At 30.4% G+C, this 11,613-nt stretch carries 13 protein-coding genes and 1 pseudogene; 7 read left to right on the top strand and 7 right to left on the bottom strand.

Annotation, left to right across the window (positions count from 1 at the left end; translation table 11 throughout):
- The 3 genes and pseudogenes from EZH24_RS02490 to ruvB all read right to left on the bottom strand — a co-directional run.
- A pseudogene (locus tag EZH24_RS02490) lies at nucleotides 1–904 on the bottom strand (hypothetical protein); the annotation flags it as partial.
- A 24-nt stretch (nucleotides 905–928) separates the two neighbouring features.
- Nucleotides 929–2,038, bottom strand: coding sequence for a M23 family metallopeptidase (locus EZH24_RS02485; RefSeq protein ID WP_137997553.1), 1,110 nt, complete (start codon nucleotides 2,036–2,038; stop codon nucleotides 929–931).
- 92 nt (nucleotides 2,039–2,130) lie between these two features.
- Nucleotides 2,131–3,177 carry a Holliday junction branch migration DNA helicase RuvB gene (gene ruvB, locus EZH24_RS02480; RefSeq protein WP_137997552.1) on the bottom strand — a complete coding sequence of 349 codons (1,047 nt, stop codon included), beginning with the start codon at nucleotides 3,175–3,177 and terminating at the stop codon, nucleotides 2,131–2,133.
- A 102-nt stretch (nucleotides 3,178–3,279) separates the two neighbouring features.
- Between ruvB and EZH24_RS02475 the strand changes: the two genes are divergently transcribed.
- Entirely contained in the window at nucleotides 3,280–3,540 is a 261-nt protein-coding gene (locus EZH24_RS02475) for a DUF167 domain-containing protein (RefSeq protein WP_137997551.1), read from the top strand.
- Between the two features lie 147 nt (nucleotides 3,541–3,687).
- Here the strand turns inward: EZH24_RS02475 and EZH24_RS02470 are convergent, their stop codons facing one another.
- The 3 genes from EZH24_RS02470 to dnaX are packed head-to-tail and all read right to left on the bottom strand — an operon-like array spanning nucleotide 3,688 to nucleotide 6,359.
- On the bottom strand, nucleotides 3,688–4,233 hold the full coding sequence (locus tag EZH24_RS02470; RefSeq protein ID WP_137997550.1) for an ankyrin repeat domain-containing protein: 546 nt from the start codon (nucleotides 4,231–4,233) through the stop codon (nucleotides 3,688–3,690).
- Nucleotides 4,234–4,263: 30 nt separating this feature from the next.
- Nucleotides 4,264–4,746 carry an ankyrin repeat domain-containing protein gene (locus tag EZH24_RS02465; protein WP_137997549.1) on the bottom strand — a complete coding sequence of 161 codons (483 nt, stop codon included), beginning with the start codon at nucleotides 4,744–4,746 and terminating at the stop codon, nucleotides 4,264–4,266.
- Between the two features lie 41 nt (nucleotides 4,747–4,787).
- Complete coding sequence (gene dnaX, locus EZH24_RS02460) at nucleotides 4,788–6,359, bottom strand: DNA polymerase III subunit gamma/tau (RefSeq protein ID WP_137997548.1); 1,572 nt, start codon at nucleotides 6,357–6,359, stop codon at nucleotides 4,788–4,790.
- Between the two features lie 164 nt (nucleotides 6,360–6,523).
- On the opposite strand from dnaX, the gene EZH24_RS02455 reads away from it, so the two are divergent.
- The 3 genes from EZH24_RS02455 to EZH24_RS02445 all read left to right on the top strand — a co-directional run bounded on the left by EZH24_RS02455 (nucleotide 6,524) and on the right by EZH24_RS02445 (nucleotide 7,898).
- Complete coding sequence (locus tag EZH24_RS02455) at nucleotides 6,524–6,934, top strand: hypothetical protein (protein ID WP_137997547.1); 411 nt, start codon at nucleotides 6,524–6,526, stop codon at nucleotides 6,932–6,934.
- Nucleotides 6,935–6,974: 40 nt separating this feature from the next.
- Entirely contained in the window at nucleotides 6,975–7,373 is a 399-nt protein-coding gene (locus EZH24_RS02450) for a hypothetical protein (RefSeq protein ID WP_137997546.1), read from the top strand.
- An 87-nt stretch (nucleotides 7,374–7,460) separates the two neighbouring features.
- Complete coding sequence (locus EZH24_RS02445; RefSeq protein ID WP_137997545.1) at nucleotides 7,461–7,898, top strand: hypothetical protein; 438 nt, start codon at nucleotides 7,461–7,463, stop codon at nucleotides 7,896–7,898.
- Nucleotides 7,899–7,904: 6 nt separating this feature from the next.
- Here the strand turns inward: EZH24_RS02445 and EZH24_RS02440 are convergent, their stop codons facing one another.
- Entirely contained in the window at nucleotides 7,905–8,303 is a 399-nt protein-coding gene (locus EZH24_RS02440; protein ID WP_137997544.1) for a hypothetical protein, read from the bottom strand.
- Between the two features lie 127 nt (nucleotides 8,304–8,430).
- Here EZH24_RS02440 and EZH24_RS02435 point away from each other — a divergent pair, with 127 nt between their 5' ends.
- The 3 genes from EZH24_RS02435 to EZH24_RS02425 form a co-directional block, all read left to right on the top strand.
- Nucleotides 8,431–8,937: a hypothetical protein gene (locus EZH24_RS02435; protein WP_170310824.1), complete on the top strand. Its 507-nt coding sequence runs from the start codon at nucleotides 8,431–8,433 to the stop codon at nucleotides 8,935–8,937.
- Between the two features lie 56 nt (nucleotides 8,938–8,993).
- Nucleotides 8,994–9,983 carry an AAA family ATPase gene (locus EZH24_RS02430; protein ID WP_137997543.1) on the top strand — a complete coding sequence of 330 codons (990 nt, stop codon included), beginning with the start codon at nucleotides 8,994–8,996 and terminating at the stop codon, nucleotides 9,981–9,983.
- Nucleotides 9,984–10,079: 96 nt separating this feature from the next.
- Nucleotides 10,080–11,613, top strand: a 1,534-nt coding sequence (locus EZH24_RS02425; protein ID WP_137997542.1) for a vWA domain-containing protein, incomplete at its 3' end; no start/stop codon positions are given.

The raw sequence follows: 11,613 nt of genomic DNA, 5'->3' as shown, positions 1-11,613 counted from the left end.
TCGCCGAAGAAAGAGGAACGAATGTATAAATATTTCGAACTCTCTTTATCCATTTATTCAATAATTTATTTCTGTCTATTACGGTAAAATTCTTTTTTCCGATTTTCTTGCAATCATTGTCAAATACGGGGATGTTAATATTTTCTTTTTTTATATTATATTTATTCGATATTTTCCAAATTATAAAACTTACTGGAAACGGAGTCGTTTTTGAAGTGCTTTCAAAATTGGAAGAAGAAAATACGAATCCGTTTATAAATTTATAATTACAAATATATTCTCTAAATTTTTCGTTATTATTCGATTTTATATAATTCGTTTTTGAAAAAATCGCCAAATAAATATTTTTGCCGTTTACGAATTCTTTATTAATTCTAAACATAAATTGAGCGGATAATTCTCTCGATGCTTCGCCCAATTTATTTTCATGCATAATATTTCTTATCGAACTATAACTTACATTTTTTTTGCTTTTTGAATTTGTTCCCGCAACCTGACTCGTAGCGTAAGGCGGATTTATGAATATAAGCCAATTCAATTCTTTATTCTCCAAATCGGATTTTAATTTTTTTGGAATTTTTTTATAATTAAATATTTTGTTTTTTGATTCTATATCGTCATTCAAATAATCGTATTGAAAGATGCAGGCTTTTTTGAATTTTACTTTGCAATATTCTATATCTTCTTTATCTATAGTCGACATATACAAATATTTATAAACCGATTTATCCAAATAATATTCCAAATTTCCTTTTCCGCATGCCATATCCCAAATTCTAAACCTTCCGCTTTTTAATTCTTCGATATTTATCGCTTTATTAATAAATTCTAATGATTTTTTAGCGAATATAAAAGGAGTATAAAATTCGCCTAAATATCTTTTTTTGGAATCATGTTCTTTCATTGACTTTTTATAGTTTATAAATTATTAAAACCTTGCGCTCAAATAAGGCATAGGATTTTTATGGTCTCCGTTTATTCTAACTTCAAAATGACAATGAATTCCCGTAGTTCTTCCCGTATTTCCTATAAGCGCTATTCTCTCGCCTCTTTTGACTTTTTGTCCGCTACTCACCAAAAGTTTAGAATTATGTCCGTAAGCCGTTTGATAGCCGTTCGCATGAGTAATTATAACAAACCAGCCGTAGCCGTTTCGCCAGCCCGAATAAGTCACAGTTACGTCCGCAACTGCCAAAATCGGAGTTCCGTAAGGTCCCGCGATATCGACTCCGTAATGATAGCTTTTCTCTTTAGTGAAAGGAGATTCTCTCGAACCGAATCCGCTCGAGATTCTTCCACCTCCAGCGACTGGCCATCCCGTTGGAATCTCTCTATGCAAAACTGAAGATATTTGCAAAAAAGAAAGTATATTTTTTTGATAGCTGTCGACTTCGCTTAAAATTTTATTTATATTTGTGGATTCGTTATTCCTTATATAATAATTGTCGTTATAATCTATGCCGTAAGATATATTTCTTATAGTATTATTATAATCGTTTAACGCTGTCGAATATCTATTTAAAGAATTTCTATAATCTTGTATAAGTTTATAAGTTGTCGCTTCTCTTTCGGAAAGTGCGATATAAAAATCTCCCGCGCTTTTTTGTCTATGATATGCGTCAATTCCCGTATATACCAAAGCCGAAAATATTAACATTAAAAATAATATCATAAAATTATTAATCGGAAGTCTAATTCCTTTTTCTTCATCGTTATAAAATATCAATATGCTTCTTTCGTTGTTTCCTTTTTTGATAATTGCCGATATTATGATTTTGAAAAAATTTCTTATTCCGCCCGTCAAATTATATAAAGCTTTAAAAAATTTCTTTATTCCTCCAACGAATTTGCTTTTCGATTTTACATAAGGATTTTTATATACTTTTATTTTCTTTTTTGTATATTTATTGATTTTATTTTTATTTATTTTTTTTTGGATATTTTTATTATCGTTTTTGAAATTTAAATTTCCGACTAATTTATTTGCAATATTTTTCGCTTTTTCCGAACTTTCTTCGTCAATATAATATTTGTCCAATTCGCTGTCGAATTCGTTTTCTTTCGTATTATTAAAAATATCTTTAGTCTGAATAATAATTCTCCTTTTTTATATTTTATAATTTTATAAATTTATAAATCTACAAATAAACTTCCGTCTTTATAGTTATCGTCATATCTTTTTGAAACATTTAAATAAGAAAAAGCCTTATTTGTGGCGACTCTTCCTTTCGGCGTTCGCTTTATAAAACCGCATTGTATCAAATAAGGTTCTATAATATCCTCTATCGTTTCAATTTGTTCCGATAACGAAACCGAGATTGTGTCTATTCCCACGGGACCTCCGTTATAATGTTTAATTATCGCATTTAAATATTGTTTATCCAAAGCCTCGAATCCGTTTTTATCGACTCCCAATTTTTCCATAGAATCGCAGGCAAAATCTTCGTCTATTTTTATAACATTTGAAACAGTCGCAAAGTCAAATACTCTTCTTAAAAGTCTGTTTGCAATTCTTGGCGTTCCTCTCGACCTTGACGCTATCGAAACCGATGCCGAATCCGTTATTTTTATATTCAAAAACGCGGAACTTCTTTTAACTATACTTGCCAAATCTTCTTCCGTATAAAATTCCAATCTTTCCACTATACCAAATCTGTCGTATAAAGGTTTGCTTAAAAGTCCGCTTCTTGTTGTAGCTCCGATAAGAGTAAAACGAGGAAGTTTGACTCTGAAACTTTTTGCGCTCGTTCCTTCTCCAACTTTTATATCGACAAAAAAATCTTCCATAGCCGAATATAAAACCTCTTCGACTACGGCTCTTAATCTGTGAATTTCATCTATAAAAAGAATATCTTTTTCTCCCAAAGTCGTTAATATCGAAGCCAAATCTCCCTGACGCTCTATTACGGGAGCGGAAACCGATTTTATGGCTACTCCGAGTTCATTCGCTATTATTTGAGCGAGAGTCGTTTTTCCAAGTCCAGGCGGTCCGTAAAAAAGTATATGGTCTAATGAAACATCCTGCTTTTTGGCGCTTTCTATATAAACCTTCAATTTTGATTTTATATTTTTCTGCCCAATAAAATCGTAAAAACTTTTCGGTCTTATAGAATTCGTTTCCAAATTATCGTAAGAAGTCTCTTCGGCGTTAGTCAAACTTTGATTTTCTTTATCCATATATATTTTTATACCATGATTAATAATTAACAATTAATATTAAAATAATTCTTATATTATATTATAATTAATGCATATAATCAATTAAAAAACGGAAGTTAGATGATTAATATAGAAGCAAAAGTAACGGCTGGAGCGAAATCGAATAGCTTCAAAAAAGAAAACGGAATATATTATATTCGTATAACGGCTAAAGCGATTGACGGCAAAGCGAATAAATCTATTATAGAATTTTTATCCGAAGAACTTAATTTGAAGAAAAAAGACATTGAAATAATAAGAGGCGGAAAAAGTAGTAAAAAAATAATTTCTATAAATATTGAAGATAATATTTTAGAGGAATATTTTAAAAATAATTTATAAAATTTTCGTAATTAATTTATAGAATTTGATTTTAAAATTTAACTTTATAAATAGTAGATTGCTTAATTTCACTCGCAATGACGATGCAAAAAGAATTGTCATTACTAGGTTTTGTAAAAACCTAAGTAATCTAAAATTAATAAAATTTTATTTAGCTCCCGCTTTTCTCAATATTTCTTTTATCTCTTCGGTATCCGCCAAATCTAAAGCTGTTTTTCCATCTTCACTTTTAATACTAACATCTGCTCCAATTTCTACTAAATATTTGACTATTTCTAAATGCCCTTCAATTGAAGCCCACATTAAAGAACTCAAACCTTCATAATCTTTAGCGTTAATATCCGCTCCATTCTCTACTAATAGTTTAACCATTTCTAAATTTCCTCCGCTTGAAGCCCACATTAAAATAGTAAATCCAAAACTGTCTTCAGCATTAATATCAGCTCCGTTCCTTATTGAAAATTGAGCCAATTCATAGTTGCCAGAATATGAGGCAAACATTAAAGGCGTCATTTCATATATCTCACCGTCTATTTCCACTTTAATAAATTGATTGTTAATATTGGTAGCGTTTATTGTATATTCATTACTATCTACATTAATTTTGAATGTGTCTTTCCCCGAATTTGCAGAACAGGTTATTATTACTAAAATTATAATAGTAATTAGAATTATTGCTTTTAAAATTATCATTTTTTATCTCCTAATTTTAAGATTAAATTATTATTTAGCTCCAGCTTTTCTCAATACTTCTTTTATTTCTTCGGTATCCGCCAAATCTAAAGCCGTTTTTCCATCTTTATTTTTAATATTAATGTCCGCTCCAATTTCTATTAAATATTGAACTATTTTCGAATAACCTCTCCATGAGGCTCTCATTAAAGCAGTCCAACCGTCTCTATCTTTGACATTAACGCTATTAATTCCTTTCTCTACTAAATATTGGACTACTTCTAAATGTCCTTCGTATGAAGCCTCCATTAAAGCGTTCCAACCTTCATTATCTTTAGCATTAACATCCGCTCCGCTCTCTACTAAAAGTTTAGCTATTTCTAAATCTCCTTTGCATGAAGCCCATATTAAAGCAGTCCAACCGTCTCTATCTTTGGCGTTAATATTTGCTTTCCCGTTATTCAATATGGAATTTACTCGATTAATATCGTTATTTTTTACGGCTTCAATTAGATTATATCTATTAAACCACATAAATATTAACTCCTTTTATAAATTAAATATTTGTTAGACTATCATAAACTATCCGAATCGACTTGAGTAGCTTGCAATCTGCTTTTAAGTTTATCTATCATATCGCCTTCAACAGCTTTTTGAAATTGAATCGCCACATCTTTATTTTTTGTAAATTTTGGTATTGCGCTCGCTATTAAATCTGGAATTCTTTTGTCCGCTTGAGTCATTTCGTATATATGTTCTGGTAGTGCCACGATTAAAGTAGCTCCTCTGCTTTCAATCGGATTTCCTTGAGAGAGCAGAGAATAAATTGTAGCGCTTTCAGTTTCAATATAAGAAAGTATTTTATTGTAAAATATTCTTCTTTTGTCGGTTGGATTCAACGGAACATCCAAATTAGATTTATTTTCTATTTTATTAATATTCAAATTATTTAAATTATTAAAATTCTTTTCTTCTTCAAAATTAATTTCGCTTTCGTTATTAATCGAAACATTTGAAGCCGAAATTATATCAATCGGACGAATCAAATTATCCGTATTCAAAAGAGCCATCGCCCGCATTTCAAAAATCGTTCTTGGATTTGCAGCGTTTCTTATTCTCTCTTCGATTGAAAGTATATAATCTAAAATTCTTTCAATTTCTTCATCGTTATAATTATTTGCAAAAACTTTCAAATCGTCTCTCTCGTTTTCCGTTATTTCAAGAAGTTTTATATCGTTAATTCCGCTTTTAATCATAAGAACTATTCGCATATATTCTATTAAATTATTCGTAAAAGTCCTAATATCAACGGTTTCCTCGAATAATTTTTTTATAAATAGAAAATAATTTTTTTTATCGCCCGACATCATAACATCGAAAAATTCTTTAACGAAACTAAAATTATTTCCTCCGACAACGGCAATCACATCTGCGGCGCTTATAAATTTTTTGTCCGTTGTATAGGCAATCATTTTTTCCAAAATAGTTTCGCTGTCTCTAACCGAGCCTCGAGCCTGTTTTGAAATTAAAAATATCGCTTCGTCTTCGTAGGCTATATTTTCTTTGCTTAATATTGATTTAAGAATTTTTTCCAAATCTTCGATATTCAAAGATTTAAAAGTATATTGCTGGCAACGACTTCTTATTGTGGGCAATACTCTTTCCGCTTCCGTTGTCGCAAGTATGAATACGACATGAGGAGGAGGCTCTTCCAAAGTTTTAAGCAAAGCGTTAAAAGCCTCGTTCGTTATTTGATGAACTTCGTCAATAATATATATTTTATATTTTCCAGAAACTGGAGATATTCTCACATTTTCGATTATAGTTCTTATATTTTCTATTCCTCTATTGCTCGCTCCGTCTATTTCTATGACATCGAGAGGAGTTCCGTTTTCTATTTGGACGCAGGATGGACATTCTCCGCAGGGTTTATCTGTGGGACCGTTTACGCAATTTAAAGCCTTCGCAATAATTCTTGCAAGAGATGTTTTTCCAACTCCATGCGGACCCGAAAATAAATAAGCATGCGCTATCTTTTTTTGGGCTATGCTTTTTGAGATGGTTTTTGTTATATGTTCTTGTCCGATAACCTCTTCAAAAGTTTGCGGACGGTATTTTCTCGCTATTACTTTATAATTTTTTTCCATGATGTTATTATAAACAAAATGCTTTTATTTGTCAAAAAAATCATTAATATAACTTCAAAAAATCCGATAATTCCATTATAATAACAAACTTTTAAAAAAAGTGTTGACATAATATTAAAAATTTGTTATTATTTTAATATTACGAACTTTAAAAGGGGATTTTTATGAAAAAGAAACCAATGAAAAAATTATTAAAAAATCTGGTTTTGTTAATTTTGTTTATAGCTCCGTTTATTCAAGCATGCAGTCCGACTCCTGCAACTGAGCCTGTTACGGATGCAAACGAAACCACTTTATCAAAAACAAGCGGATTTCAAAGCATTGAACCAGTTTTAGGAAGCGCTACTTTATATATTGGTAATTTTACGGCTACTTCGCTTGAGATAGGATTTGATGCCGCTGATACCACTGCTGTATCGACACTCACGAATATATCAGGCGAATTGGGAAATTATAATTATCAAAACGCAAATTTGGCGGCATCCGTTAGGGTAGCGGATTCTTCTTCTATAAGAGTGAGTGTTACAAGCCTTAGAACTCCTTATTTTAGTTTGGAAAATGTTTTATGTCAATAAAAATATAAAATAATAATAATTTATTTTGGGGTAGGATAAATTGAAAATAATATTTTATATATTTATATTCATTTTTATTATTATAATTTTGTCATGTTCTTCTCCTGTGGCAAATCCTCTTTCTACTACAAGAGTTGGAACTTATAAGGGAACGCAATCTACTTTGCAGAGAAGGGTTTTACATTTGTATGTTGAAGGAGATGGAGGCTTTAGAATGGCGTATGCGGATACCAACGCTCCTACGAATGCCATTAATACTAATAATGATTTTTTGGTAAACGCTACAAATATAACTGGAGTCGACCCTTATTATAGTTTTCAAAATAGTCAAGGAGTGGGAACTTTGGAATTTATAGGCGACAATAGGGTTATAGTGACATTTAGAAAATTAATTCCAGATTATTATAGAATCGGAGAGACTTTATGCATCAAGGAGTGAGTAATCAATAAATATTTGCATAAAAATATTTAAGGAATTTTTAAATAATTACGATAATAAGGTTAATAAATGATAGCGGAGTTTTTTATGAATAAATTGATTCTTTTTGCTTTAACTATTATATGCGGTATTATTTTATATACTTGCGTTTCTCCTGTAGCGGCTCAAGGTTTAGCAGAGTCTTCAGCACCTAATAACACTTATTATAGTAGCGTGGCTGTAATAGCGGGAAGTTCTAGTAGCACTTTTTTAGGCGTTAGAGTCGATTCGGCTGAAAGTATTACTATAGGATTTGTTACGGCAGCAAGTAGGGCTGCTCTTGCTAATACTAATTTAACAGGAGATACGATTGATTCTACGGGAACTAATAGAATATCTGGGACTTATCCAAATATTAGTTTTCAAGATGGCGTTCTTTCGGGAACTATAACTTTTTTAGACGATTCTCAACTTAAAATAACTTTTCAACAAAATAATTCGCCTTATTTTAAAATGCGAGATGTTATTTGTAAAACAATTCAATAATAAGTATTAGTTTACTTTTTTGCAATAAGTTTTGATTGTAAAAGGCGGGTTATATTCTTCAATTTTTACATCGGCGCCATATCTTCCGTTGAAGTTTACGGTTCCGTTCATACTTCCCGTGTCAAATGTATAATTATAGTCTAAACCTATTATATTGTAGGGGCTTATACTTGCATATTCTTTTATATTGTCGCTCGTAATATTTGTGTCTCCGTCTTCGCTTAAATATATGGTTAAAGAGCCTGTAGCGACATAAATAAGTAAATAAGTTTTATCGTCTAAAATGGGATTATCGCTTTGATAATATCCTCTGAAATAATCGGGAACGCCTAAAAATCCCTCCCTGCAAGTGTTTAATAGTAGAGCTACTAAAATTAAAATAAATAATACGGGGACTTTTTTCATTTTAATATCCTTATTTATTTTCCAAATATCTTAAACATTTTTTATTATGGATTTTTTATCGGAATTAACATCTTAAATTAAATGTATCCGTTGAATTTTTTGAATTTTTATATATAATCTATTCTCAATGAAATATTATATTTTTTCGCTATTAATTTTATTTTCGAATATTCTTCATTCTACGATTATTGTCGAAGGAAAAATAAATAAAAAAATCATTTATAAATGGCAGAATATAGAATATATTTTGGAATTTACGGGAGACGCTGGAACATTTAAAGTCGAAGGTTTGAACGAAAACGCTATAAGCGATTTTGAAGTCGTAAATAAAAGAGTGGAAAGCGAATTATCGGATAAAGAAAACGAATCGCCGATTTCAAAATATAGAATATTTTATACTTTGAAGCCGATTGGAAAAGGAAAATTGAAAATTCCCGAACTCGAAGCGAGATATTACGAGATAAGAAACGATAATAATTATATTGCAAATTTGATTCCTCATGAAGAAATTATGGAAGAATATCAAATAAGAGTTTTCGGCTATCCTTTTTTAATCGCCACGATAACGGAATGTTTGATAATATTTTTGATTGTATTTTTTGTATATAGAGCGATAAAATCTCAAAGAACTTAAATAAAATATTTTAAAAAATTTGAAATTAAATTTTAATTGAAAAAACGGAGAAAAATATGACAGAATCGAAAGATTTACAAGCTATAGCGGAAGCGGCAAAAGCGGCTTTGGATGTGATAAACGCCATTAAAGACGAAATTAAAAAAGTAATTGTCGGACAAGAAAATATGATAGATAAACTTCTTTTAGGTATTATATGCGATGGACATGTATTGCTCGAAGGAGTTCCAGGGCTTGCGAAAACTTTAACGGTAAAATCTTTAGCGGGAACTATAGACGCTTCTTTTAAGAGAATACAATTCACTCCCGATTTGCTTCCCGCGGATATAATAGGAACTGAAATTTACGATATAAAAAATTCAGTATTCTTGCCGAAACAGGGACCGATTTTTTCAAATATAATATTAGCCGATGAAATAAATCGCTCGCCCGCGAAAGTTCAATCTGCATTACTCGAAGCTATGGAAGAACATCAAGTAACTATTGGAGATAAAACTTATAAACTTCCCGATGTGTTTTTGGTTCTTGCCACTCAAAACCCAATAGAACAGGAAGGCACTTATCCTTTGCCCGAAGCTCAAGTAGATAGATTTATGCTTAAAGTTATAGTCAAATATCCTAATAAAAGCGAGGAAAAAACCATAATAAAAAATATGTCGACTTCAAAACCAGAAGCTACAAATCCAATAACTACTATTGAAACGATAGAAAAGTTAAGAAAACTTGCAAGTCAAATTCATATAGAAGAAAGATTATTGGATTATATAATCAATATAATAGACGGCACGAGAAATCCGAGCGATTATAAACTTAAAAGCGAATATATAGACTACGGAGCGTCTCCGAGAGCTGGAATATATTTAACGAAAGCGGCTAAAGCGAACGCTATGATGCAAGGCAGAGGTTTTGTTATGCCCGAAGATATAAGAGCTGTCGCTTACGAAGTTTTAAGACATAGAATAAGCATAAGTTATGAAGCGCAAGCGGAAAATATAACAAGCGATATGATTATAGAGGAATTACTTTCAAATATAAATGTTCCTTAATTGTTTTTAGATTTCCAATTTTAACATAATACTATTAACATAATAATGCATATTTATAGATTGCATATCCGATAATAATTTTAAAGAGGTATAACAATGAAAAGATTAATAAGACTTAAATATTTATTTATTATTTTATCGGCAGTATCGTTCGGCGCTTTAAATAATTTATATTCTCAAAGCGGACGATTTGGACTTAATATTAACGACATTAATCAAAATAATATCGAAGTAAATAAACTCGAAAGAGGCTATCATATATATATACAAAAGAAAAACGAAACTGCGGAATTGAAATTAAAATATAAACTTGAAAACGGCTCTTATTCTTATTTGTATGTTAATAGAAATACCAATTCGATAATAAATATTAACAATACTTCTATGCATGATAGTTTAGGTTATGTCTTTGAAACTTATATTCCAGAAACTTTGTATTTGAATAATTTTAATAATCAAATTACATTAAGAAACAATATAAATTTAATATTCGAATCTTACGATATAAACGGAAATATAATCGCCGAAAACGAAATTGTATTCAGAATAAATAACGATACGACAAACCCGACAATAACTTTAAGAAATGTCGAAAGAGAGGGAGATTTATACGCTTTCTATTTGTATTATTCGGGCGGAAATAACGGAAGATACGCTTTTTATGTGCGAGACGGAAAAACTAACGAAGCATATAAATTGATAAGAGCGTCTTACGGAAATACGATTAATGTTGATGGAAGCGCGATAATTTTGGAAGACACTTATAATAGAGAGGTTGGAAAAAAACTTTATATAAAAGCATATTTTAAGGAAATGCCAGACGACAGATATTTATCTTTCAATGTGTTTAATAATAATAGAGAAAGTTTCACCTATCCGATAGATTATATAATCGAAGCGACTAATAGAAATAATATAAATAATGGAGAAAAACCTACGAATAATAATATAAATAATGATACTGAAAATAACATTAACAATATCAACGAAAATATAAACGAAGAAACGCCTTTTATAGAATTGAATACAAATGAGATAATAGTCGGAAGAATAAGTTTAAACGATAATATCGAAAGAGAAAACGAAAAAAAAAAATATTATGACGAAATATTAAATTCTCCCGTAAAATCCGTTGATATAAATAACAGTTCAGTCCAAAATGATAGCGATTTGAAAGATAATATTCATAAAATAATTAAAAAATATAACGATAATCCGCTTGATTTGATTATGGTTATAGACACTACCGAAAGTATGCGTCCTTATTTAAGAGCGATAAAAAGCGAAATAAATATTATAGCCGAAAATATAATTTCAAAAAATGCAAATTCGAGAATAGGTTTTTTGCTTTACAGAGACACTAAAGATAAATATTTGACAAAAAAAATAGACTTCAACAATAATATAAACGAAATAGTGAGAGAATCGAAATATTTTTATGCGGACGGAGGCGGAGACAGAGCCGAGCCGATGTATGAAGCGATTCAGCAGGCTTTGGAAAAATTTGAATTTCAAAACGATAACAGAGTAATCATGGTCATAACGGATGCCAAACCAAAAGTTATAGGAAGAGCGAATATGGAATTAAATGAAAAAACGGCTAAAAGAAAAAATGTTAATATTGAGATAA

The sequence above is a fragment of the Brachyspira catarrhinii genome, from assembly GCF_005518285.1.
GTDB classification, from domain to species: Bacteria; Spirochaetota; Brachyspiria; order Brachyspirales; family Brachyspiraceae; genus Brachyspira; species Brachyspira catarrhinii.
Note: the sequence above shows the minus strand (reverse complement) of the source record. Positions and strands in the feature narration are given on the sequence as shown.